Here is a 23467-nt window from a genome sequence, read left to right on the forward strand (position 1 = left end):
ACGTCACACCGATATTTGAAGGCAGCCAGGTGGTTGGCTTTGAATCGGTCAGAGTCAAACCGACGACTGATCAGATTCGCCGTGCTGAATCCCTGTATAAGCGCATCAGCCAGGGACAACCGGCCATCCCCCGCCAAGACGCTTGGCAACCTGCCCTGCTAGATTGCGTGCCGTACATTGCCATGGGACTGGCGGGTACTATGGGCGGCTTGTTCTTCACCGCGCCCGTGGCGATTGCCGTGGCCGCAGGCATAGCCGTACCGATCGGCTTGCTCTCTTCACGCTGGCAGATGCGAGGAATTTTGCGCCTGCTGCAGATGGCTGAGCCCTCTACCTCCGACTCACTAATCGCTCAGATGTACAGCGATGCGCGCGGACCACAAGCCCGCCTGGAAACCGCCTTCGTCAGCCAGACTTCGCGCCTTAAGACTTGCCTGACGCGCCTGCAAGACACCGCCGAGCAACTCAACGAGCTGGCGGGACAATCCGACGTACTTGCCACTGATAGCTCAAAAGGCCTTGATCGCCAGCGCGTCGAAACCGAACAGGTATCTGCCGCGGTCAACCAGATGGCCGCGACCACCCAGGAAGTCGCCAGCCACGTCCAGCGTGCGGCTGATGCCACCCAACAAGCTAACCTGCTGACCAGTCGCGGCCGCGATGTGGCCCGAGACACCCGAGAGGCTATCGAGCGCCTCTCCGCCGTTGTCGGCGAGACAAGTCTGACAGTTGCACAACTGGCCAGGGACAGCAACGAAATAGGGACAGTCGTTGACGTGATCAAAGGAATCGCTGATCAGACCAATCTGCTGGCACTGAATGCCGCCATCGAAGCAGCGCGCGCCGGCGACATGGGCAGGGGTTTCGCTGTCGTGGCCGACGAGGTTCGCCAACTGGCCCAACGCACCTCGCAATCCACCACCCAGATCCATGACCTGATCACTAAGCTCCAGACGTCGTCCAACAATGCCGTGCAGACCATGGAGAGCGGTCATCGTCAGGCCCAAGAAGGTGTGACCTGGGTGCTTGAGGCAGACAAGGCATTGGTGGGCATCAGCGAAGCGGTCTCCCACATCACCGACATGACCACCCAAATTGCCGCGGCCACTGAAGAGCAAACTGCCGTCGCCGAGGAAATCAGCCGAAACATCACCACGATCGCCCACTTGGCCGATCAAACCTCGGAACAGGCGCACCAATCGGCAGACCTGAATAAGGAACTGACCAAGACCGCGTCCACGCAGTATTCATTGGTTGAGCGGTTTAACCGATAACCAATCAATCCTCATGGAGAGGCCCGCCTTACGCGGGCTTTTGCCCGCGCTTTCGTATCCGCCCTGTCATGCCTTGGTCACACCCACCAAGCACAATGCGGTCAGCCAAAAGGATTTGGCCCTATCGACACCTCTGGAGCTTCGAACTCACGACGATAAAAAAGCAAGATGGATTCACTGCCCGCTTACTGACAGCTAGCGGAGATTGCTCTCCAAACGCGGCGTCCCCCCATAATTCACCGCCCCACATCCAATGCAATAAACCCGAAACTTATTTCGCCGTAATCACCGACAATTTGCTGATCCCCGCTCGCTCGATAGACGCCATGGCCCGGGCGACCTCGCCATAATTCACCCCGTTGTCCGCCTGCAGTTGCACGCGCACGTCGGGATTTTTCGCTTTAGCCGCTTGTAGGTTGAACTCGAGCAGATCCGCCTGGATCTCGTCCTTGTTGATGAACACCTTGCCCTTGTCGTCGATGCTCACCACCAGCGGATCTTTCTGTTCCACCGGCGCCACCGCTTCGGTCTTCGGCAGGTTGATCGGGATCGCGTTGGTCAGCAGTGGCGCGGTGACGATAAACACCACCAGCAGCACCAGCATCACGTCCACCAGTGGCGTAACGTTGATCTCGCTGAGCACTTCATCGCTGTCTTGTGTGGAGAAGGCCATCTCAGGACGCCTCCTTGACTTGCTGTCCGGCGACGGTCGCGCCGGACTTGCTCAGCACCGGGTGCAGCAGCACGCGGAACGCGTTTTTCTGCGCCAGGCTGTAGAAGTCGTGGGCGAAGTCGTCGAGATCGGCGGCGGTCAGTTTCAGGCGACGCAGGTAGTAGTTGTAGACCAGCACCGCCGGCACCGCGACAGCGATGCCGACGCCGGTGGCAACCAAGGCGGCACCGATCGGCCCGGCCACGGTTTCCAGGCTCGCCGAGCCCGCCGCACTGATGCCTTTCAAGGCCGACATGATGCCCCATACCGTGCCGAACAGGCCGATGAAGGGCGAGGTGCTGCCGATACTGGCGAGGATCGCCAGGCCGCTTTCAAGCGAACGCCGTTCCCGCACGATCTGCTGGCGCAAAGCACGTTCGAGACGGTCCTGATGGTTGATCGCCTGGCTCAAGTCGGCGGCTTGTGCGCCCTCTGGCACCTGGATCGCGGCGTAACCGGCCAGTGCCACGCGAGCCGCAGCGCCCGGTTGACCATGGGCTAATTCAGCGGCGGAATCGAGACTGGAAGCGGCCCAGAAGTGTTTATGGAATTTGCGATCCTGGGTCTTGAGACGGGTGAACTGCACGCCCTTGAGCAAGGCCAGGCCCCAGGTGGCGACGGAAAATAGGATCAACAACCAGATGACGGCGTGTTCGATGGATTCGAAAGGGGATGCGATCAGGTTCATGGTCAGGCTCTCCAACAAGGCATTAAATCGGTTGTAGCGATGCGCCTTTTGTCAGGTGGCCCGCGTTGTCTTTCGATAGGTGTGCTTTTAATAGGTATGGCTACTTGATTTTGAAGTCGATGGGCACGCTGACCCAACCGTCCTGGGCGACGTCGCCCTGCTTGGCCGGGACGAAACTCCAGCGCTTGACCGCGGCCAGTGCCGCGTCGTCGAGTTGATCGCGGCCACTGCTTTTCTGGATCTGGATTTCGCCGGGTTTGCCGCTGGCCAAAACATGCACCCGCAACAACACCGTGCCTTCCCAGCCGCGACGCATCGCCAGCGACGGGTATTCCGGTGCCGGGTTCTTCAAGTAACCGGCGCTGGCCGACGCCGGGGTCACCGGTTTCGGTGCCGGCGGTGCCGCAGGGGCTGGCGAGGCGACCGGTTGTGGCGGCGCGGGTGGCGCAGGCGGCTGCTCCACCGGTTTGGCCACGGGTTTGGGCACCGGTTTAACCACAGGTTTGGGCTTGGGAATCGGTTTGGGAGGCGGTGGCTTGATCGCCAGTTCATCCTCCACAGGAGGCGGCGGCTCGGCCACTGGCTGTGGAATCGGCTCGGGCGGTGGAGGCACCACCACCGGTGGCGCCGGCTGCGAGAACTCGATGGTCATCGGCGGGATCTGCGGCGGCACCACTGGCAGTGCCGGCGGCGGTGTCTGGTTGACCCAGACAATCACCGCGCCATGCAGCACCAGCGCGAACACCCCCAGCAAGACCGCTTCGCGACGACTCAAGACACGTTTGGGCGTGCTGAGCTGCCGCGACAGCGCCAGGGGTTCCCGGAAAACCCGGCCAAGATCGAGCAGTTCACCGCCGGGCAGTGGGTGCCGGAACACCTCTAGGGCACTGGCGGCGTTCTGGACATTGCCCATTCATTGACTCCTGTAAACATTCAAATTAAACACGCGCCTGGACCCGTACTAACGTGCCGGTTCCGATTGCGTCAATGTCAAAGGCACCCGGAAAAACACTTGAGCATCAGTCAGCTTTTGCACATCAACGCGATGGGGAAAGATCTTCTTTTCCACGAACAAGTCATCGACTTGCTGCAAGGCCTGCACATCCCGCGGTTCAACCGGCAACAGCGACTCATCACCCCAGCTGCGCAGCGTCTGCGAGACTTCAAGGGGAATGTCGTTGACCTTGGCGAACACCCGAGCGTACTCGTCGGGATTGCGCTGCGCCCATTCGAACGCCTTGGCGAAGCGCTGCAATACATCGCTCAGCGCTTTGCGCTTGAGCGGGTCGGTCAGCACTTCATCGGAGGCGGTGATAAACGTCAGCCCGGTGTTGATGCCCTCGCCACTGATCAGCACCCGAGCGCCCTTCTGCTCGGCGAATGCCTGGTACACACCGAACGTAGCCCAGGCTTCGATTTTCCCGGCGTTGAACGCCGGCAAGGCGTCGGTCGGCAAGACGAAGCCGACGTTGACGTCTTTCTCATCGACCCCGGCATTGGCCAGTGCGCGAATCAGCAAGTACTGGGAAATGCTGCCTCGGGCCGACGACACCACCACGTTGCGACCTTTCAAATCCGCGACGCTGCGAATCGTTGAATCCGGCGGAACCAGAATCGCGATCCCCCTCGACTGACTGCGCCGTACCGCGACAATCCGCAACGGCGTGCCGCCAGTCGCCGCCGCGAGTACCGGCGTATCACCGGCCGGCCCCAGATCGACAGCACCGGCGCGCAGCGCTTCGAACAACGGCGCGGCACCCTGGAAGTTCGCCCATTGCACCTTGTAGTCGATACCTTCCAGCGCATTCGCCGCCTCGACCACCGTGCGCAAGCCCTTGGCTTGATCGCCCAGCACCAGCGTCACGCCGGACAAATCTGACTGGGCCGCCGATGGGGACTTTGTCTCGACGGTCTCACCGCAACCGCCGAGCAACAGCGCGGCGCCAGACAACAGCACGGCCGTGGATTTCCAGATGCGTCCTGGCATGGCAAAAAATTCCCTTATCAAAAAATCAGCCATGAGCAAAACGCCGGACGTTGCCAGTCGACACTGCTGGTACAGCGCCGGCCGCTTGAACCGCTGGCTCGTTCGCTTCAACCCCCAACAGGCTGAGCAGACGCGCGCGGATTTGCTGAAAGCCTTCCTGACCGGTGTCCCGGGCTCGTGGCAAGTCGATCGTCAATTGCTCGGCGATCTTGCCGTTGGCCAGCACGATGACCCGATCGGCCAGCAGGATCGCTTCATCCACGTCGTGGGTCACCAGCAGCACCGCCGGCGTGTGTTTGCGCCATAACTCGATGATCAGCCGATGCATGCGAATCCGGGTCAGGGCATCGAGCGCGGCGAACGGTTCATCGAGCAGCAACAGCTTGGGCTCGCGCACCAGGCCACGAGCCAGCGCCACCCGCTGCGCTTCGCCACCGGAGAGCGTCGCCGGGTAGGCTTCCAGACGATGGGCCAGGCCCACTTCGGTCAGCGCCTGCACCGCACGCGCCTTGGCATTGGGGGTGTGCAGGCCGAGAATCACGTTCTTCCAGGCGCGCTTCCAGGGCATCAGCCGGGGCTCCTGAAACACCGCCGCCCGCGCTTTGGGCACCCGCAGCTGGCCGCTGTCGATGCTGTCGAGTCCGGCCAGGCTGCGCAACAAAGTGGTCTTGCCCGAACCGCTGGCCCCCAGCAGCGCGACGAATTCGCCGGGTGCGATGTCCAGGTCCAGGCCGTCGATGACCCGCTGTTGACCAAACTGGCGCACCACATTGCGCAGTTGTACGGGCGCGGCTGAATGTACGGTTTTAGACGCGTCCAAAAGATCGATGCTCGACATATCAGTTCCTCACAAATGATGGGCGCCAGGCCAGGGCAAAACGCTCCAGCGTGCGAATAAGTCCGTCGATCAACAGGCCGAGAACGCTGTAAATCAGCAGGCAGATGACGATCACATCGGTGCGCATGAAGTCCCGCGCATCACTGGCCAGATAGCCGATGCCGGCGGTGGTGTTGATTTGCTCGACAAACACCAGGGCCAGCCAGGAAATCCCCAGGGAGTAACGCAGGCCGACGAAGAATGAGGGCAAGGAGCCCGGCAGGATCACATGCCAGATCAACTCGCGACGATTGAGACCCAGGGTGTTGGCGGCCTCGATCAGTTTGGGATCGATGTTGCGAATCCCGGCGAACAGGTTCAGGTATACCGGAAAGGTGGTGCCGGTCACGATCAGGGCGATTTTGGTGAACTCGCCGATGCCGAACCAGAGAATGAACAGCGGCACCAGGGCCAGCGAAGGAATGGTGCGCAGCATCTGCATCGGCGAATCGAGGATCACCTCGCCGCGTTTCGACAGGCCGGTAATCAGCGCCGCAACGACACCGACGCTCACGCCGATGCTCAACCCCACGAGCGCCCGTTGCAGGGATACCAACAGATGCTTGCCCAGCTCCCCGGAAGTGATCATGGCCCAGAGCGTGCCGCCAATCTGCGACGGCGCAGCGATCACCCGTTGCGGAATCAGCCCCCACTGCGACGCCAGTTCCCACAACAGCAACAGCGCAATCGGACTGATCAATCGCAGCAACGCCTCAGGTGTACGCCAGTGACGCAGCCAGTCGGGGAGCAACCTTGCCGCGCCCTGGCTATCGCCGGTGAGGCGAACGGCCTTATCGACGGAAAACGAGCTACTGGCGCTCGGCGTATCGAAAGTCTTTTCGGTCATCAGGCTTCCTTCCTCATAAAGAACATGGCCGGAGGCGCCATGCGTCAGCTTCGGATTCATGCTATTCGCATAAAAAACCGCAGTGAAATTCTTTTTGGGAATAACCTAATATGATTAAAAATCAGATATACGATCAGTCAGATAAATTATTTGCATAGTAGATCGGCTCAGCCCGGGTCTTTTGCAGGGTGTGCTCCTGCCTCGGGATAAAATGCGCATTTCTGATAAATGAAATTACACATGATTAATTAATTTAATAATTAACTTAGAACAAAACGGCATTTCACAGCCCTGTCCCGCTGCGCCTACTTTCGACACCACAGACCGACCCCGATACCAGGTGGAGGCTTGAATCACGCCTATCCATTGCCTGAAACGAGAGTCGTATCCATGTCCGCAACACTGCCTGTCCTGTCTGGCTCTGCCAAATCCGCCCGTCACCGCTCGCCCTTCATCGTCAGCCTGGCCGCCTGCGGCATGGTCTTCGGCAGTTCGGCCTTGAAGGCCGAAGAAGTCGAGCGCAGCGAAGACAAGGATACCCGCCTGGAAAAGGTCACGGTCATCTCCACCGGGGTACGCGGCACGCAACGAACAGTGGCCGAGAGCCCGGCGCCTATCGACATTGTCACCGGCGAACAACTGCTGAAAACCGGTCGCGCCGACCTGACCGAAGCCATCTCCAAGCTGCTGCCCTCGTTCAATTACGGCACCAACATCGCCGGCTACAACTCGACCATTCGCCCCCTGTCCAATCGCAGCCTGGCGCCGGCCTATACGCTGGTGCTGGTCAACGGCAAGCGCCGGCATAACAGCGCCCTGCCCGCCAACGGCTCGACCGACAGCAGCGGTGCCAACTCGGTCGATATCGACATGATCCCGATCAGCGCCGTGGAGCGCATCGAGGTGCTCAAGGACAGCGCCGCCGCGCAATATGGTTCGGATGCGATAGCCGGGGTGATCAATGTGATCCTCAAGTCCAGTGCCCGAGGCGGCCATCTGGGCCTGACCCACGGCAAGCTTTACAGCGGCGAAGGCGAGGTCACCAAGTTCGAGGGCGATACCGGGTTTGCCCTGGGCGACGGCGGCTTCTTGCACCTGTCTGGTGATGCACGCAAGCGCGGCGACGCCAGCTGGAACGAACGAGCCACCAACACTGCCTATTTTCCCGGCGACCCTCGGGAAGCGACCTGGAACAAGGTCGGGGTGAAAAATGGCGACCCGCAGATCAAGGCGTTCAACCTCGGCTATAACGCCGAACTGCCACTGAATGAACAAACCAGACTCTACTCCTATGCCACCTACGGCGAGCGCAAGGCGATCATCAACAACTACTTCCGCTACCCCAATGGCAACGCCAACATCCCGGAACTGTTTCCCGACGGCTACTACCCGCTGAACAACCTGGACGACAAGGACTACCAGTTCCTGTTCGGTGGCAAGGGGCTCGCAGCGGGCTGGGATTGGGACCTGAGCACTACTTACGGGCGCAACACTAACCATCAATACAGCGACCTGACTATCAACCCGTCGTTGGGACCGGTCTCGCCGACCTCCTTCGACGACCTCGCCACCTACCGCTTCGATCAGTGGGTCAACAACCTGGACATCACCCGCGCCTTTGACGGGGTTTTCGGTTTTCCCCTGCAAGTGTCGGCCGGTCTGGAACATCGCTGGGAACGTTTCAGTACCTTTGCCGGTGATGCCCTGGCCTACACCGTCGGCGGCTATCGCTTCCCGGCGACACTGCCCAACGGCCAGCGCAATCCACTGGCCGGGCAATTGGCAGCAATTGCCGCACAGGCTGCCGCCACCATCGCGCCGCAGGATGAAACCAGCATCAAGCGCAACAACTATGCCGCCTACATCGATTTGGGCATCACCCCGATCGAGCGCTTGTTCATTGACGTGGCCGCTCGGGCCGAACACTTCGACGACGACTCGGGTAATACCGTCAGCGCCAAGGTCAATTCACGCTTTGAACTCACCGAAACCGTGGCCGTGCGCGGCACCGTCGGCAGCGGGTTCCGAGCGCCGTCCCTGACGCAGATTGGCTACAGCATCACTGACAACCGCGTAGGCGCCGCCCCCGATGGCACCATTGTTCCGGCCGTGACGCGCATCGCCCCGGTCGACTCGGCGCTGGCAAAGGCCTTGGGGGCGAGCAGCCTGGACCCGGAAAAATCACGCAACTTCGGTCTCGGCGTGACCTGGCAACCGGCCCCTCGCACCAGCCTGACCGTCGACGCTTACTGGATCGAAATCTCCGACCGCATCGCCCGCACCGAAAGCCTCTATGGCCCGGCACTCGCGCCGACGCTGACCTCCCTCGGCATCGACACCTCGACCTGGACTTCCTATTACGCCAATGCCTTCGACACCCGTACCCGCGGCGTCGATGTGGTGGCCGACCACTTCACGGATATCGGAGCCTGGGGCGAAGTTCGCTGGAACGCCGCCTTTAACTACAACGACACAGTGATCACCGACCTCAAGGACGCACCCGCCGCGCTGCAAGGACTGGGCAGTAACCCTGGCGGCAGCCTGACGTGGATCGGCCGTGCCCGTCAGGGCGACCTCACCGATGCGCAGCCGAAAACCAAATGGATACTGGGTGCCAACTGGAGGCTCGCTGACCTGGCGATCAACCTGCAAACCACCCGCTACGGCAAGGTCAAGACCCTGCAACAACTGGAGAGCGGTGACCGCAGCTTCGGTGCGAAGTGGATCACCGACCTGGATATCTCTTACACCCTGCTCGACAACATCACCCTGAGCGTGGGTGGCACCAATATTTTCGACGTGCGCCCGGACAAAAACGCCGTGCCCTCGGCCGTGGGCCTGAACCTCTACGGCAACCCGCCGTTCTATCCCGGCGGTGGCTTCTGGTACAGCAAACTGGCGTATGACTTCTGATCAACCCACCCCAACGACAAGGAACTCACCATGAGTATTGAATTCATCGGTTACATAGGCGGTCACCATGCTTCGGAGATCCATCCCCGCAGCGGCCCCACCCTGCAACCCGAGTACGTGGAGAAAGTCGCCCGCGCCCATGACGAGGCCGGTTTCGACCGCGCCCTCGTGGCTTTCCACTCCAACAGCCCGGACAGCACGCTGATTGCCTCGCATGCCGCCAGCGTGACCAGGAACCTGAAATTCCTGATCGCCCATCGACCGGGTTTCGCCGCACCGACCCTGGCCGCGCGGCAGTTCAACACCCTCGACGTGCTCAATGGCGGACGCACCGCGGTGCACATCATCACCGGCGGCGACGACCGCGAACTGCGGGCCGACGGCAGTTACATCGGCAAGGACGAACGTTACGCACGCACCGATGAATACCTCGATGTGTTGCGCCAGGAGTGGACCAGCGAAAAGCCTTTCGATTATCAGGGCTCGTACTACCAGGTCGAGGGCGCGCATTCGGCGGTGAAGTCGCCGCAGCAACCGCACATTCCGCTGTACTTCGGCGGCTCATCGGCGGCGGCCATCGCGGTGGCGGGCAAGCATGCGGATGTTTATGCGCTGTGGGGTGAAACCTACGAACAGGTGCGCGAAGTGGTGAACCAGGTGCGTGCCGAAGCCGCCAAACACGGACGCAGCATTCGCTTCAGCCTGTCGCTGCGACCGATCCTGGCGGACACCGAAGCGCAAGCCTGGGAGCGTGCCGAACGCATCCTGCAACAGGCGACTGCCCTCGCCGAGCAGAACGGTTTTGTACGCCGCGAACCACCGAACGAAGGCTCCCGGCGCCTGCTGGCGGCAGCGGCCCAGGGCTCGCGACTGGACAAGCGCTTGTGGACTGGCATCGCCGGCCTGCTCGGCGCGCAAGGTAACTCGACGTCGCTGGTCGGCACTGCGGAACAGGTCGCCGAAGCCCTGCTCGACTATTACGACCTGGGCATCACCACCTTCCTGATTCGCGGCTTCGACCCGCTCGACGATGCCATCGACTACGGCAAGCGACTGATCCCGCTGACCCGCCAATTGGTGGCCGAGCGTGAACGGCAAGCGGCGGAAAAAGTGGCGTGACCACCCGCGATTCTGCGAATCAAAAAAAGGGGCTTACCTTGCGGTAGGCCCCTCTCTTTTGAATCGGATTCGTATCACTCTTTATAAGCCGTATCGCTACGCTCCAACTGCCGAATCAGCGCATTCCAGTGGCGGGCAACACCCGGCCCGTCACCACTCTTGAACACCTCGGCCTGCTTCTCGACCTTGGCCACCACTTCGGCTGGCGGGAAGATCAGTTCGGCATTGCTACCCGCCTGTGCCGCGATCTGAATAGTGCAGGCGCGCTCCAGTACGTGCAGTTGCTGGAACGCATGCTCGACGCTGATGCCCGCCGTCAACAACCCATGATTGCGCAGGATCAACACGCTCTTGTCGCCCAAATCTGCCACCAGCCGCTCGCGCTCGTCCAGGTCCAGCGCAATGCCTTCGTAACCGTGATAAGCCACCCGCCCGGAAAAACCAATGGAATGCTGAGAGATCGGCAGCAGGCCGTCGCGCTGGGCGGACACGGCGATGCCGTCGCGGGTGTGGGTGTGCAGGACGGCTTGCAGATCGGGGCGGGCGCCGTGAATGGCACTGTGGATCACATAACCGGCGTAGTTGATACCGAGCCCGGTCGGGTCGTCGACGATAGTGCCGTCGATGTCGACCTTGACCAGATTAGAGGCGGTGATTTCATCGAACAACAAGCCGAAGGCGTTGATCAGGAAATGCTCGTCGGGGCCCGGCACCCGCGCGGAAAAGTGCGTGTAGATGTGATCGGTCCACTTGAACAAAGCCGCCAGCCGATAGGCCGCGGCCAGCTTCACACGCACTTCCCATTCTTCGGGGCTGACGCGCTGGCGAACATTTTTCGAGACGCTGGATAGCGGGCTGACGCTGCTCATGGCAAAACTTCCTGGATGGCCTTAAGGATCTCCAGCAAGCCTAGGGGAAGGCAAAAAATAATAAAAAGCACATTTTAATCTAAGCTAATTATTATTTTTTTTTATTATAAATACCCCCTCTCACGCCGCGCTCTTGATCTTCTGCAGCGATCCGGCGACCAGTTTTCCAAAGGCGTCGACCGGCCCTTGCAGGTTGCCGAGAAAATGTGGGTAGATCAGCCACAGGTCCATCACCGGTTTGAAATCCTTGAGCGGCATCACCGCCAACTGATCGCGGTGGGTGCTGCGCTCCAGCAACGGACGCGGCACCAGCCCTAGGCCCAGGCCATCGGCGACCAGGCCCAACTGCAACTCGGTACCGAAGGTTTCCAGGTTCACCCGCAGGGCCAGGCCCTGGTCCGACAGGGTTCGTTGCAGCCCGGCGCGGAAGCCGCAACCATCGGGGTTGAGAATCCAGCCGCTCTGGTAAACGTCGGCGAGTTTGCACGGACGCTTGGGCAACTGCGCCTGGGCGCACACCACCACCAGTTCCATCTTGCCGATCGACTCGCCGACAATGTTATCGGGGAAAATCTTCCCGGCCGGGAACAGCGCGGCCGCCGCGTCGAGTTCACCGCGTTCGATTTTGCCGACCAATTGACTGCCCCACCCCGTGGCCACCTGGGCGCGCAATTCGGGGTATTCGATTCGCAAGTGCTTGAGTGCATCGAGCAGCACCACATCGCCGATGGTTTGCGGAACGCCCAGGCGCAACAGCCCGGTGGGCGGCGCGTCGGTGGCGACCAGTTCGCGCAAGGCGTCCATTTCCCGCAGGATCAACCGGCACTGCTCGTACACCCGCGTGCCAATCAGCGTGGGCTTGAGCGGCTTGGTGTTGCGGTCGAACAACTCCACGCCCAACGCCTGCTCGAAGTTCTGCACACGCCGCGTGATGGCGGGTTGAGTCAGCTGCAGCGACTCGGCGGCATGGCTGATGGACTGGCAACGAATCACTTCGACAAAGGCGTCGATATCATCAATTTTCATTTGGCCCGCACATAGAGAACAGTCAATAAGATGTCTGAAAAGCATAGTTCCATTAGTGATATCTGGATAGCCCGGCACGCCTATCGATAACGTCTAACGCTATGCACAAGGGTTCTAAATTCCTTTCAGCTATAACCTAATCATTAAAAAATAGCATATTAAGCAAAATCATTATGCTTAAATCATGGCATCACTTTTCAACACGGACGATGGAATCGCCATGACCCAGACCCGACATCCGGAAAGACTCAGAGCATTCATAGGTGCCTTGGCGGAACTGATCGACAGCAACCCCCGCGAAGGCGATTTACTGCACCGTGGCGGCAAGCTGCTCGCCCAACTGGTCAGCCATGACGACTGGTTGCCCGAAGACTTTGCCCGGCCAGACCCGGAGCGCTATCAGCAATACCTGCTGCATGCCGACTCACGACAGCGTTTCAGTGTCGTCAGTTTTGTCTGGGGGCCGGGGCAAAGCACGCCGATCCATGACCATCGGGTGTGGGGGCTGATCGGCATGTTGCGCGGCGCCGAGTATTCGCAAGGGTTCGAACGTCGCGCCGACGGCACATTGGTGGCCGAGGGCAACCGGGTTCAACTGTTACCCGGTCAGGTCGAAGCCGTATCGCCCCGGGTCGGCGACATTCATCAAGTCAGCAACGCCTACAACGATCAGGTTTCCATCAGCATCCATGTCTATGGCGCCAACATCGGCGCCGTGCGCCGCGCGGTGTACCAGCCAGATGGCAGCGAGAAACTGTTCATCTCCGGTTATTCCAACACCGTCCTCCCCAATATCTGGGATGTGTCCAAAGAGAGCCAAGCCCTATGAGCACTGCACTCACCCGTTCCTACTCCGAGATCCGCCAGGCACTGCTGAACCGTGAAGAACTGGCGTTAGTGGATGTGCGCGAAGAAGCCCCCTTCGCCGAAGCGCACCCACTGTTTGCGGCCAACATTCCGCTGTCCAGGCTCGAGCTTGAGGTGTACTCGCGGATTCCCCGGCGAAATACGCCGGTGACGGTCTACGACAACGGCGAAGGCCTGGCGAGCATCGCCGTGCAGCGCTTGCAGGATCTGGGCTATATCAATGTCAGCCTGCTCAAAGGGGGCCTGGAAGGTTGGCGCATCAATGGCGGCGAGTTGTTCATCGACGTCAATGTGCCGAGCAAAGCCTTTGGCGAGCTGGTGGAAAGCCAGCGTCATACACCGTCTTTGGCGGCGGAAGAAGTTCAAGCGTTGCTCGACAGCGAGGCCGACGTGGTGGTGCTCGACGCCCGGCGTTTTGATGAATACCAGACCATGAGCATTCCCACCGGCATCAGCGTACCGGGAGCGGAGTTGGTGCTGCGTGCCCGGGAGCTGGCGCCGGATCCGGCGACCCGCATTATCGTCAACTGCGCCGGGCGCACCCGCAGCATTATCGGCACGCAGTCGTTGATCAACGCCGGCATCGCCAACCCGGTTTCAGCCTTGCGCAACGGCACCATCGGTTGGACCCTCGCCGGTCAAACCCTGGAACACGGCCAGTCACGCCGATTTGCGCCGACCAGCGAAGAGCATCGGCACATCGCCGCCCGCGATGCCCGTCGCGTCGCCGACAAAGCACTGGTGGGCCGTGCCACCCTGGCCGACCTGCAACGCTGGCAACAGGAATCGAGCCGCAGCACTTACCTGTTCGACGTGCGCACCCCGGAAGAATTCGAGACCAGTCACCTGCCCGCTTCCCGCTCCACGCCCGGCGGCCAACTGGTGCAGGAAACCGATCACTTCGCCAGTGTGCGCGGCGCGCGCCTGGTGCTGGTCGACGACGATGGCGTGCGCGCCAACATGTCAGCCTCCTGGCTCGCGCAACTGGGCTGGGAGGTGCATGTGCTGGATGACTTGCAGGCTGCGCATTTCAGTGAAAAAGGTGCGTGGAAGGCGCCGGTTCCCACGCCGCCGCAGGCCGAAGAAATCAGCACTGAAACCCTGTCTCAATGGCTGACCGAGGGTGACAGCGTGGTGCTGGATTTCACCAGCAGCGCCAACTACGTGAAGCGCCATATCCCCGGCGCGTGGTGGGCATTGCGCGGGCAACTGCGTGAAGCCCTGGCCAAGGTGCCGCCGGCGCAGCGGTATGTGCTGACCTGCGGCAGCAGCCAATTGGCGCGGTTGGCGGTCGCCGAGGTCGAGGCCTTGACCGGCAAAACGGTGTTTCTGCTGCGCGACGGCACCGCCAGCTGGATCGCCGCGCAACTGCCGCTGGAGCACGGCGAAACTCATCTGGCTTCGCCGCGCATCGACCGCTATCGCCGCCCTTACGAGGGCACCGACAACCCGCGTGAAGCGATGCAGGCTTATCTGGATTGGGAATTCGGCCTGGTAGAGCAGTTGGCCCGCGACGGCACCCATGGCTTTTTTGTGATCTGATTTTTTCAACCGCGACGCATTTTTTGTAGAAGCTGCCGAAGACTGCGTTCGGCCGTAGCAGCTGTCGAGCTTGCGAGGCTGCGTTCGGCTGCGAAGCAGTCGTGAATCCGGCTAGTGCGGTCTGTCTGTCACACCGCAATCACTGGTTTGACGACTGCTGCGCAGCCGAACGCAGCCTCGCAAGCTCGACAGCTGCTACGGCCGAACGCAGCCTCGCAAGCTCGACAGCTGCTACAGATCGAGTTACGGCTTAAGTGAAGAGCCACCTGACATTAAATTCGGACCGACCCCTTTCTCCAGGCGGAGGTGCCCTGAAACAGCAAGACCCGCCTGGAGCATGCCGTTATGCGCATCACCCTGCCTTTCAAATCGCTACTGCTGGCCGTCGCCCTCAGCCTCGGCACCACGGCGCAAGCCGCCGACCTGCAACCGCTGCGGGTGGCCAATCAGAAGTCCACGCTCAAGGTGCTGCTGGAGGTGTCCGGCGAGCTGAAGAATGTGCCCTACGAAATCCAGTTCTCCGAGTTCCCCGCCGCCGCGCCGTTGGGCGAGGCGCTGAATGCCGGCGCGGTGGACATCGGCGGCCTGGGCGATGCGCCCTACGTGTTTGCCCTCGGGGCCGGTGCGCCGCTCAAAGTCGTCAGCATCGTGCATTTCGAGGGTCGCTATACCACGGCGATTCTCGCGCCCAAGGACTCACCGCTGAACGACGCCCGCGACCTCAAGGGCAAGCGGATTGTCACCACCCGCGGCTCCATCGGTCACTTCCTGGCGATCAAGGCCTTGCGCAATGTCGGCCTGAGCACCCAGGACGTGCAGTTCATTTACCTGCTGCCGAGCGAGTCGCGCATTTTGCTGGACAACGGCAGCGCCGACGCCTGGTCGACCTGGGACCCTTACACCACCATTGCCACCACGCAGAGCCAGGCCAAGGTGCTGGTCAGCGGCGACACCCTGCTGACCAATCACTTGTACCTGGCCGCCACCCGCCAGGCCATCACCGACAAACGCCAGCAACTCGACGACTTCGTTGCCCGCATCGATCGCGCCTACCGCTGGACCAACGCCCATCCCGAGGAGTTTGCCGCCGCCCAGGCGCAAGTCACCGGCTTGCCGCTGGCGGTGCACCTGGCGGTGGCCAAAGCCACACACATAGCGCCGGTAGCGATTGACGATCAGGTCATCAGCGGCCTGCAAACCACCGCGGACATCTATCAGCAGGAAGGCATTCTCAGCAAACACATCGATGTCTCCCAAGGCTTCGACAAAAGCTTCAACGCCCCGCGGGCGCAACTTAACCAGGCATCGCGCTAACGATGCGACGGATTCAGGAGTAGAAACCATGAGCAAACAACGTCAACTGAAACTCGGTGCGATGGTCCATGGCGTCGGTCATGGCTGGGGCGAATGGCGCCACCCGCAGGCCCTGGCCAACGCCAGCGTGAATTTCGGCTTCTATAAACAACAAACGCAATTGGCTGAAGCGGCGAAGTTCGACTTCGTGTTCATCGCCGACAGCCTGCACATCCACGAGAAGTCCAGCCCGCACTACCTCAACCGCTTCGAACCATTGACCATCCTCTCGGCCCTGGCCGCGACCACTCAGCACATTGGCTTGGTGGCGACCGTCACCGTCAGTTACACCGAACCGTTCCAGGTCGCCCGCCAGTTTGCCTCGCTGGACCATATCAGTGGCGGTCGCGCCGGATGGAACGTGGTCACGTCGTGGCTCAGCGGCACCGCCGACAACTTCGGTAAGGCCGAGCACCCGCCCCACGCCGTGCGCTACCGCATCGCCAAGGAGCACGTGGCGGTGGTCAAGGGTTTGTGGGATTCCTGGGAGGACGACGCCTTCGCCTACAACAAACAAAGCGGCGAGTTTTTCACCCCCGGCAAGTTGCATGCCCTGGAGCACAAGGGTGAATTCTTCTCGGTGAAAGGCCCGCTCAACATCGCCCGCTCGCAACAAGGTCAGCCGGTGATTTTCCAGGCCGGCACCTCTGAGGACGGCCGTAACTTCGCCGCCGAAAATTCCGATGCGATTTTCGTCAGCGCCGAGGGCTTCGACGAAGCGCGCGCCTACTATCAAGACTTGAAAAAACGCGCCAACGGCTTTGGCCGCGACGCACAAAAGCTGTCGATCCTGCCCGGCATCCGTCCGATCGTTGGCCGCGATGAAGTGGAAGTTGAAAGCCGCTATCAGCAGGCGGTGGAGCTGGTGAGCATCGAAGATGCCATCGTCGCGCTCGGCCGGCCGTTCAATGACCATGACTTCAGCCAATACCCGTTGGACGCACCGTTCCCCGAACTGGGCGACCTGGGCTCCAACAGCCAGAGAGGCGGCTCGGACCGGATCAAGCAACTGGCCAAAGACGAAGGCCTGACCTTGCGCGAAGTGGCCCTGCGCTTCTCCCGGCCACGGCGCGATTTTGTCGGCACCCCCGAACAGGTCGCCGATGCCATTCAGCAGTGGTTCGAGGAAGACGCCGCCGACGGTTTCATCATCAATTCGGTGCTGCCGGACGGTCTGCAGTATTTCACCGAACTCGTGGTGCCGGTCCTGCAGCAGCGCGGGCTGTTTCGCAGTGAGTACAGTGGCAATACCCTGCGCGACAACCTTGACCTGCAAGTGCCCGCCAACCGTTACGCGCACGCACCGCTCGAGACTGAAGAAAAAAGCGCGGCCGTGAGCGGATCCTTCGACCCGCTGCTGGCGGCCATCTGACGAGAGCCTGACCATGACGAAACCGATCACACACGGACACTTCAATCGGCGCGGCTTCCTGGTGGCCAGCTCCATCGCCGTCGGCGCGTTGGGGTTGTCGTCGCTCGGACTCGCCTCGCGCGCGTTCGCCCAAAGCGCCAACCTTTCAGACCTGACCCTGGGGGTCGCCACCTACCGGGGCCAAGACTCGTACTTCGTCGAAGACGCCGGCACCGCCACGACGCCTTATAAAGTCGAATATTCGGAGTTCGCGGGTGGCAACCTGATCGTCGAAGCCTTGGCCTCGGGCAGCCTGGACCTCGGCAATATGAGTGAGATCCCGCCGATCTTCTCGATCCAGAGCCATCGCCAACCGCGATTGATCGCAGTGCTGCAAGGCGACGTGAACAATCAGGTGTTCCTGATTCCCAAGGACTCGACAGTCGAGTCGGTCGGGCAGTTGCGCGGCAAACGGGTCGGCTATGTGCGCTCCACCACCTCGCACTATTTTCTGATCAAGGCGCTGAAGGAACAGGGCCTGACCCTGAACGACATCACGGCGGTGGCGCTCACGCCGCAGGACGGTTTCACCGCGTTCCAGAGTGGCCAGCTCGATGCCTGGGTGATCTACGGCGTGTTCATTCAGTTGGCGAAATTCCGCAGTGGCGCCCGGGTGCTGAAAACCGCCCTGGGTTACTTGTCCGGCAACTACCTGATAGCCGCCCGGCCCGCCGCACTGGAAGACCCGCTGCGCAAGCAGGCGATCCAGGATTACCTGCAACGACAGGCGCGCACGCTGGAATGGATCAACAACAACCCCGAACCCTGGGCGACCAAATCGGCGCAACTGCTGGGCGTCGACAAAGCGGTGTTTCTCGACATGTACAACAGCCGCAGCCAACCCTACAAAATCATCGAAGTGAACGACCAGGCCATCGCCTCGCAACAGGAAGTCGCCGACCTGTTTTTTGATTCCGGCGTGCTGAGCGAGCGACTCGATGTGAGTCCGTTGTGGGACAGAAACTTTCGGTTGCTGCCGTTATGAACCCTGTGGTGTGGAGGCTTGCCCTGATGCCGGCAAGTCAAGCCACGACGCACTGCTTGTAGCAGCTGTCGAGCTTGCGAGGCTGCGTTCGGTGTGGGCCGCATTCGGACGAAGCCGTCGTGAATCCGGCTGACGCGGTCTGCCTGACACGCCGCGAGTTCTGGTTTGACGACTGCTTCGCAGCCGAACGCAGCCTCGCAAGCTCGACAGCTGCTACAAGCTGAACGCTGCATTCGGCAGCTGCTACGGATCGCATTGCAGCTCTCTCACCTACTTTGATCGAGTGAATTCACCATGAGTCTTTCTTCTCAACACGCTCCGCCACTGCGATCGGTCGAAGCGGCCAATTTCGAAGCATTGCTGGAAAGCATCGGCCAACAACTCGGCGCCACTGCCCACGTTTATGACGAGAGCGGCGCCTTCCCCCATGACAATTTCAAGCTGCTGCATGAGCACGGCCTGGTCGCCCTGACCGTACCCAAAGCCCTCGGCGGTGGCGGCGCGAATCTGGCCCAGGCACGCAACACAATCAGCGCAATTGCCAAAGGTGAGCCGTCGACGGCGTTGATTCTGGTGATGCAGTACATCCAGCATGCGCGCTTGCAGGACAGTAAAAACTGGCCTGAGGCGCTGCGCCTGCAAGTGGCGCAAGACGCAGTCCAACAGGGCGCATTGATCAACGCCCTGCGGGTCGAACCCGATCTCGGCACCCCGGCGCGCGGAGGCCTGCCGGCGACCATCGCCCGGCGCACCGCCGCCGGTTGGCGGATCAGCGGGCGGAAAATCTATTCCACCGGCAGCCATGGCCTGACCTGGTTCAATGTCTGGGCGCGCAGCAACGATGAGGACCCGCTGGTCGGCGCCTGGTTGGTGCACAAGGACACCCCCGGCATCAGCATCATCGAGGACTGGGATCACTTGGGCATGCGCGCCACCTGCAGTCACGAAGTCGTTTTCGACAATGTGCTGGTGCCGCTGGACCACGCGGTTAGCGTCAGCCCCTGGAGCGCCCCGCAACCCGAGCTCGATGCTGATGGCTTCCTGTGGATGTCGGTGTTGCTGGCCTCGGTGTATGACGGGGTCGCCCAAGCGGCTCGCGACTGGCTGGTGGGCTGGCTGGAAACACGCAAGCCGTCCAACCTCGGCGCGGCGCTCTCGACCCTGCCGCGCTTTCAGGAAACCGTCGGGCACATAGACACCCTGCTGTTCGCCAACCGCAGCCTGCTCGACGCCGCCGCAAACGGTCACACACCGGCCAGCAATGCGGCGCAGCTCAAATACCTGGTGACCGGCAACGCCATCCGCGCCGTCGAGCTGGCCATCGAGGCATCCGGCAATCCCGGCCTGTCGCGCCACAATCCGTTGCAACGGCATTACCGCGATGTGCTGTGCAGCCGTGTTCACACCCCTCAAAACGATGCCGTTCTACAAGGCGTCGGTAAAGCGGTCTTCGCCCAGCGCCAAGCAAAGGAGCGCCCATGAGCCAACTCGTTATCGCCAGCCAACTGGATGAAGACTTCAACGAAGTGATCCGCCAGCGCCTTGAGCAAACACACCCGGGGGCCAAGGTCCTCAGCGTACCGGCCGGAGTGCCCAGCGACCTGCCGGCGGAGGTCAGCATCTTGCTGGCGCGGCCGATCAATGTGCGCGGCTATCTGGCGCCGGACACGCCGCCACCGGGTTGGCCGTACGGTTTGCGGTGGGTTCAGGTGGTGTCTTCAGGCATCGACTTCTACCCGCAGTGGCTGTTCAACGGCCCGCCGGTGAGCACGTCGCGGGGCAGTGCCGCCGAGAACATCGCCGAATTCGCCTTGGCCGCGATCTTCGCCGCCGCCAAGCGTCTGCCGCAGATTTGGGTGCACGATTCGCAGTGGAACTTCAGCGCGCTGACCCCGCTCAAGGGCAGCACGCTGGGAATTCTCGGCTTCGGCGCCATCGGCCGCAGCCTGGCGAGCAAGGCCCATGCCTTGGGTATCCAGGTGTTGGCATTGCGGCAGAGTCAGACGCCGTTCGAGATCAAAGGCGTGCAGGCGGTACGCGACATCCACGAACTGTTCGCCCGCTCCGATCATCTGGTGCTGGCTGCGCCTTTGACCGAGGCAACCCGGCATATCGTCAACCGCGCCGTGCTCGCCAGCGCCAAACCCGGCCTGCACCTGATCAACATCGCCCGTGGTGGCCTGCTTGACCACGAAGCCTTGCTAGAAGCGCTGGAAACCAGGCAGATCGGCCTGGCCTCGCTGGACGTCACCGAACCCGAACCGCTGCCGGAGGGGCATCCGTTCTACTCCCATCCACGGGTTCGCCTGTCGCCCCATACCTCGGCGATTTCCACCAACAGTCGCCATGAGATCGCCGACAACTTCCTGGCCAACCTCGAACGCCACCTCAATGGTCTGGCGCTGGAGAATCAGGCGAACGTACAGCGCGGGTATTGAGTCCAGCCGATCTACCGTCATCGCGGGCAAGCCACGCTCCCACAGGTTACGCATTACCTGTGGGAGCGAGGCTTGCCCGCGATGGCGCTTTAACTGCCAATCAACAACATCAGTTTTACGCATTTTATAATTTTACTTAATTCCTGTTTTTTATAATTAACTTATAACCAATCGGACTTTTACAGCGCCTATTTATACAAATATTGTTACAACCATCACCGACCCCTGACCAGGTGGAGGCCCACGGAACTGTACGTTTTTCCGGCCGACACCACCCCACGGTCAATCGCCACACCCAAACCTGAAACCGGCTCAAGCCGCCCCCCTGCCAAGGTCTTCGGACCCTGGCCTCGGCAACGCTTTGCCCAAAAAAACAGAACGACGCCAACGCAGCACTTACGCACCCGGGGCTCACCATGCACAACATTATCAATACAAACCGTTTGCCGCTGGCCGTGTCGCTGGCGATTTTCGGGCTATCGGCCCAGGCCGAAGAAGCCGCCAGGGAGGGAGCCCTGCCCGTGGTCACCGTGACCGCCGAACACCATGCCGAGGACTTGCAAAAGACCCCGCTGGCGATTTCCGCGTTCGACGAAAAAGCCCTTGAAGACAAGCAGATCAAAAGCATTCGCGACCTCTCCGGGCAAGTGCCGAACCTGACCCTCAGCCGCCAGTCGATCTCCTACAGCGCCCAGACCTACGGGATTCGCGGCATCGGCGAAACCGACCCGATCCAGGAGGCAGCCGTCGCGGTGTACGCCGATGACCTGTACATCCCGCGGGCCATTTCCTCGATGCTCGACTTCAACGACGTCGAGCGCGTCGAAGTCCTGCGCGGCCCGCAAGGCACGCTGTACGGACGCAATAGCAGCGCCGGCGCGATCCGCGTGATCACCCGCGATCCGACCCAGGAAACCCGCGGTTTCTTCGAACTCGGCGCCGGCAACTACAAAGCGCAAAACGGGCGCCTGTTGATCAGCGGCCCGCTGGTGGACAACGCATTGTTCGGCAGTTTTTCGGCGATTCGTCTGACCCGTGACGGCACCGTCTCCAACCCGACTCGCGGCGAGGATGTGAACAACGTCGACATCCAGTCGTACCGTGGCAAGCTGCGCTACAACCCGGATGACTCGCCCTGGGATGTGCAACTGACCCTGGCCGGCACCTTCGACCGTGGCGATACCACCAGCTACACGCCGTTTGATGCCGACGGCCATTTCGACAAATTCAAGAGTTACAGCAGCCTCGACCCGAAGAATCATCTCGACCAGGGCAGCTCGGTGCTGCGCGCGATCTACACGATTGATGACCATCTGAATTTCAAGTCGGTGAGCGCCTATTCGGCGTTCCATCAACCCGTGGACTATGACAACTCGGGTCAGGCGGCGCTGATCCAGCAAAACCTGATTCTCTACAAACAGAACTACGCCACCCAGGAGTTCCAGCTCAACGGCGACTACGACGATTTCAGTTTCAGCACCGGCCTGTACCTGTACCGCGAAACCTTCGATGCCGATCGCGACAACCTCACCTTTTCGATCGCGCGCAACCGGGTGATTGGCCAGGGCCAGTACAGCACAACCAATACCGAGAGCTACGCCCTCTATGGTCAGGGCAGTTACAAAATCACGCCGCAGCTGTCGCTGATCGCCGGGCTGCGTTTTACCCGCGAGCATAAGAACTTCGATTACACCAACTACGCGATCAACACCAACCGGCAGATCACCGGCATCAATTTCACTGCGGATTCGAGCAAGTCCTGGCAGTCCACCAGCCCCAAACTCGGTTTCGAATACGCTTGGACCCCGCACCTGAACCAGTACGCCTACGTGGCCAAGGGGTTCAAGGCCGGTGGCTTCGATAACCGCGCGCCGACCAAGAGCGCCGCCGAACAGGCGTTCTCGCCAGAGGACGTGACCACTTGGGAAACCGGCTTCAAGGGTGACTTCTTCGACCGTCGCCTGCGCGCCAACCTCGCGCTGTTCTATAACGACTACAAAGACCTGCAGACCAACGCCTATGACCCGGCACTGGGCGTCAGCCTGCGGACCAACGTCGGCAAGGCACACACCTACGGCGTCGAGCTGGAAACCCTCACGGCCCTGACCAACGACCTGCAACTGACCGCCAACGTCGGTTATCTGGAAAGCCAGTACGACGACTTCCAAAACGCCGGTGGCGCGGGTGTCGACGCCAATGGCAAGCAGCTGGTGTTTTCACCGCGCTGGAACGCCAGCGTCGGCTTCAACTACACGATCCCGGCCGGATTACCCGGCACCTGGCTGGCGGGCACCGATGCCCAGTTCCAGACCAAGTCCTATGCCAACGCGCTGAACGACGACATTCAGGAAATTCCCCAGCAGACCTTCTGGAACGCCAACACCCGCTACATCTCCAGCGACGGCCACTGGACCACCACCCTCGCGGTGAAAAACCTGCTCGATCGCGCCTACCCGCAATCAGTCGGCTACGTGCCCTCCAGTGGCGCCCGCTTCTACTCCATCAACGACCCGCGAACCCTCTTGTTGTCCGTGCGCTACGACCTTTAACCCCTCACAG

19 protein-coding genes are annotated in these 23467 nt (G+C 61.1%); 11 read left to right on the plus strand and 8 right to left on the minus strand.

All coding sequences use genetic code 11. The features are described 5' to 3' along the window. Positions 1 to 182: 182 nt before the first annotated feature. Complete coding sequence (locus tag PMI21_RS25480) at positions 183 to 1274, plus strand: methyl-accepting chemotaxis protein (protein ID WP_443200755.1); 1092 nt, start codon at positions 183 to 185, stop codon at positions 1272 to 1274. Between the two features lie 271 nt (positions 1275 to 1545). Here the strand turns inward: PMI21_RS25480 and PMI21_RS25475 are convergent, their stop codons facing one another. The 6 genes from PMI21_RS25475 to PMI21_RS25450 all read right to left on the minus strand — a co-directional run bounded on the left by PMI21_RS25475 (position 1546) and on the right by PMI21_RS25450 (position 6385). Next, positions 1546 to 1947 carry an ExbD/TolR family protein gene (locus PMI21_RS25475; RefSeq protein WP_007933871.1) on the minus strand — a complete coding sequence of 134 codons (402 nt, stop codon included), beginning with the start codon at positions 1945 to 1947 and terminating at the stop codon, positions 1546 to 1548. Between the two features lies 1 nt (position 1948). Further along, the gene (locus PMI21_RS25470; protein WP_007933872.1) at positions 1949 to 2674 is read right to left on the minus strand and encodes a MotA/TolQ/ExbB proton channel family protein; all 726 of its coding nucleotides are present in this window, start codon (positions 2672 to 2674) and stop codon (positions 1949 to 1951) included. Positions 2675 to 2774: 100 nt separating this feature from the next. Further along, positions 2775 to 3587 carry an energy transducer TonB gene (locus tag PMI21_RS25465; protein ID WP_007933873.1) on the minus strand — a complete coding sequence of 271 codons (813 nt, stop codon included), beginning with the start codon at positions 3585 to 3587 and terminating at the stop codon, positions 2775 to 2777. Between the two features lie 48 nt (positions 3588 to 3635). Then, positions 3636 to 4661 carry an ABC transporter substrate-binding protein gene (locus tag PMI21_RS25460; RefSeq protein WP_007933874.1) on the minus strand — a complete coding sequence of 342 codons (1026 nt, stop codon included), beginning with the start codon at positions 4659 to 4661 and terminating at the stop codon, positions 3636 to 3638. 25 nt (positions 4662 to 4686) lie between these two features. Beyond that, positions 4687 to 5499: an ABC transporter ATP-binding protein gene (locus PMI21_RS25455; protein WP_007933876.1), complete on the minus strand. Its 813-nt coding sequence runs from the start codon at positions 5497 to 5499 to the stop codon at positions 4687 to 4689. A 1-nt stretch (position 5500) separates the two neighbouring features. Then, positions 5501 to 6385 (minus strand): ABC transporter permease, encoded by an 885-nt coding sequence (locus PMI21_RS25450; protein WP_007933878.1) that lies wholly within the window; start codon positions 6383 to 6385, stop codon positions 5501 to 5503. 477 nt (positions 6386 to 6862) lie between these two features. Here PMI21_RS25450 and PMI21_RS25445 point away from each other — a divergent pair, with 477 nt between their 5' ends. Next, positions 6863 to 9298 carry a TonB-dependent receptor plug domain-containing protein gene (locus PMI21_RS25445; protein WP_162130324.1) on the plus strand — a complete coding sequence of 812 codons (2436 nt, stop codon included), beginning with the start codon at positions 6863 to 6865 and terminating at the stop codon, positions 9296 to 9298. 30 nt (positions 9299 to 9328) lie between these two features. After that, the gene (locus tag PMI21_RS25440; protein WP_007933882.1) at positions 9329 to 10417 is read left to right on the plus strand and encodes an LLM class flavin-dependent oxidoreductase; all 1089 of its coding nucleotides are present in this window, start codon (positions 9329 to 9331) and stop codon (positions 10415 to 10417) included. A gap of 74 nt (positions 10418 to 10491) precedes the next feature. Here the strand turns inward: PMI21_RS25440 and PMI21_RS25435 are convergent, their stop codons facing one another. Then, positions 10492 to 11286, minus strand: coding sequence for a class II aldolase/adducin family protein (locus tag PMI21_RS25435; RefSeq protein WP_007933884.1), 795 nt, complete (start codon positions 11284 to 11286; stop codon positions 10492 to 10494). A gap of 120 nt (positions 11287 to 11406) precedes the next feature. Further along, a complete protein-coding gene (locus PMI21_RS25430) occupies positions 11407 to 12312 on the minus strand; it encodes a LysR family transcriptional regulator (RefSeq protein WP_007933886.1) in 906 nt (301 codons plus the stop codon). A 220-nt stretch (positions 12313 to 12532) separates the two neighbouring features. On the opposite strand from PMI21_RS25430, the gene PMI21_RS25425 reads away from it, so the two are divergent. The 8 genes from PMI21_RS25425 (at position 12533) to PMI21_RS25390 (ending at position 23457) form a co-directional block, all read left to right on the plus strand. Beyond that, positions 12533 to 13141 (plus strand): cysteine dioxygenase, encoded by a 609-nt coding sequence (locus PMI21_RS25425; protein ID WP_007933887.1) that lies wholly within the window; start codon positions 12533 to 12535, stop codon positions 13139 to 13141. Further along, positions 13138 to 14721: a rhodanese-related sulfurtransferase gene (locus PMI21_RS25420; protein ID WP_007933890.1), complete on the plus strand. Its 1584-nt coding sequence runs from the start codon at positions 13138 to 13140 to the stop codon at positions 14719 to 14721. The genes PMI21_RS25425 and PMI21_RS25420 overlap by 4 nt, the downstream gene beginning before the upstream one ends. A gap of 345 nt (positions 14722 to 15066) precedes the next feature. Continuing rightward, the gene (locus PMI21_RS25415; protein ID WP_007933892.1) at positions 15067 to 16035 is read left to right on the plus strand and encodes an ABC transporter substrate-binding protein; all 969 of its coding nucleotides are present in this window, start codon (positions 15067 to 15069) and stop codon (positions 16033 to 16035) included. A gap of 28 nt (positions 16036 to 16063) precedes the next feature. After that, positions 16064 to 17446 carry an LLM class flavin-dependent oxidoreductase gene (locus tag PMI21_RS25410; protein ID WP_007933894.1) on the plus strand — a complete coding sequence of 461 codons (1383 nt, stop codon included), beginning with the start codon at positions 16064 to 16066 and terminating at the stop codon, positions 17444 to 17446. Positions 17447 to 17459: 13 nt separating this feature from the next. Further along, the gene (locus PMI21_RS25405) at positions 17460 to 18470 is read left to right on the plus strand and encodes an ABC transporter substrate-binding protein (protein ID WP_007933896.1); all 1011 of its coding nucleotides are present in this window, start codon (positions 17460 to 17462) and stop codon (positions 18468 to 18470) included. Positions 18471 to 18764: 294 nt separating this feature from the next. Next, complete coding sequence (locus tag PMI21_RS25400) at positions 18765 to 19952, plus strand: acyl-CoA dehydrogenase family protein (protein WP_007933898.1); 1188 nt, start codon at positions 18765 to 18767, stop codon at positions 19950 to 19952. Then, positions 19949 to 20908 (plus strand): D-isomer specific 2-hydroxyacid dehydrogenase family protein, encoded by a 960-nt coding sequence (locus PMI21_RS25395; protein WP_007933900.1) that lies wholly within the window; start codon positions 19949 to 19951, stop codon positions 20906 to 20908. Before PMI21_RS25400 ends, PMI21_RS25395 begins: the two co-directional genes overlap by 4 nt. A 416-nt stretch (positions 20909 to 21324) precedes the next feature. Beyond that, positions 21325 to 23457: a TonB-dependent receptor gene (locus tag PMI21_RS25390; RefSeq protein WP_007933901.1), complete on the plus strand. Its 2133-nt coding sequence runs from the start codon at positions 21325 to 21327 to the stop codon at positions 23455 to 23457. Positions 23458 to 23467 lie beyond the last annotated feature (10 nt).

The organism is Pseudomonas sp. GM18, from assembly GCF_000282195.1.
In the GTDB taxonomy this organism is placed as follows: Bacteria; Pseudomonadota; Gammaproteobacteria; order Pseudomonadales; family Pseudomonadaceae; genus Aquipseudomonas.

Coding starts and splice junctions, on each gene's coding strand:
- PMI21_RS25480 (WP_443200755.1), top strand. CDS start 183: ATGGGACTGGCGGGTACTATGGGCGGCTTGTTCTTCACCGCGCCCGTG.
- PMI21_RS25475 (WP_007933871.1), bottom strand. CDS start 1,947: ATGGCCTTCTCCACACAAGACAGCGATGAAGTGCTCAGCGAGATCAAC.
- PMI21_RS25470 (WP_007933872.1), bottom strand. CDS start 2,674: ATGAACCTGATCGCATCCCCTTTCGAATCCATCGAACACGCCGTCATC.
- PMI21_RS25465 (WP_007933873.1), bottom strand. CDS start 3,587: ATGGGCAATGTCCAGAACGCCGCCAGTGCCCTAGAGGTGTTCCGGCAC.
- PMI21_RS25460 (WP_007933874.1), bottom strand. CDS start 4,661: ATGCCAGGACGCATCTGGAAATCCACGGCCGTGCTGTTGTCTGGCGCC.
- PMI21_RS25455 (WP_007933876.1), bottom strand. CDS start 5,499: ATGTCGAGCATCGATCTTTTGGACGCGTCTAAAACCGTACATTCAGCC.
- PMI21_RS25450 (WP_007933878.1), bottom strand. CDS start 6,385: ATGACCGAAAAGACTTTCGATACGCCGAGCGCCAGTAGCTCGTTTTCC.
- PMI21_RS25445 (WP_162130324.1), top strand. CDS start 6,863: ATGGTCTTCGGCAGTTCGGCCTTGAAGGCCGAAGAAGTCGAGCGCAGC.
- PMI21_RS25440 (WP_007933882.1), top strand. CDS start 9,329: ATGAGTATTGAATTCATCGGTTACATAGGCGGTCACCATGCTTCGGAG.
- PMI21_RS25435 (WP_007933884.1), bottom strand. CDS start 11,286: ATGAGCAGCGTCAGCCCGCTATCCAGCGTCTCGAAAAATGTTCGCCAG.
- PMI21_RS25430 (WP_007933886.1), bottom strand. CDS start 12,312: ATGAAAATTGATGATATCGACGCCTTTGTCGAAGTGATTCGTTGCCAG.
- PMI21_RS25425 (WP_007933887.1), top strand. CDS start 12,533: ATGACCCAGACCCGACATCCGGAAAGACTCAGAGCATTCATAGGTGCC.
- PMI21_RS25420 (WP_007933890.1), top strand. CDS start 13,138: ATGAGCACTGCACTCACCCGTTCCTACTCCGAGATCCGCCAGGCACTG.
- PMI21_RS25415 (WP_007933892.1), top strand. CDS start 15,067: ATGCGCATCACCCTGCCTTTCAAATCGCTACTGCTGGCCGTCGCCCTC.
- PMI21_RS25410 (WP_007933894.1), top strand. CDS start 16,064: ATGAGCAAACAACGTCAACTGAAACTCGGTGCGATGGTCCATGGCGTC.
- PMI21_RS25405 (WP_007933896.1), top strand. CDS start 17,460: ATGACGAAACCGATCACACACGGACACTTCAATCGGCGCGGCTTCCTG.
- PMI21_RS25400 (WP_007933898.1), top strand. CDS start 18,765: ATGAGTCTTTCTTCTCAACACGCTCCGCCACTGCGATCGGTCGAAGCG.
- PMI21_RS25395 (WP_007933900.1), top strand. CDS start 19,949: ATGAGCCAACTCGTTATCGCCAGCCAACTGGATGAAGACTTCAACGAA.
- PMI21_RS25390 (WP_007933901.1), top strand. CDS start 21,325: ATGCACAACATTATCAATACAAACCGTTTGCCGCTGGCCGTGTCGCTG.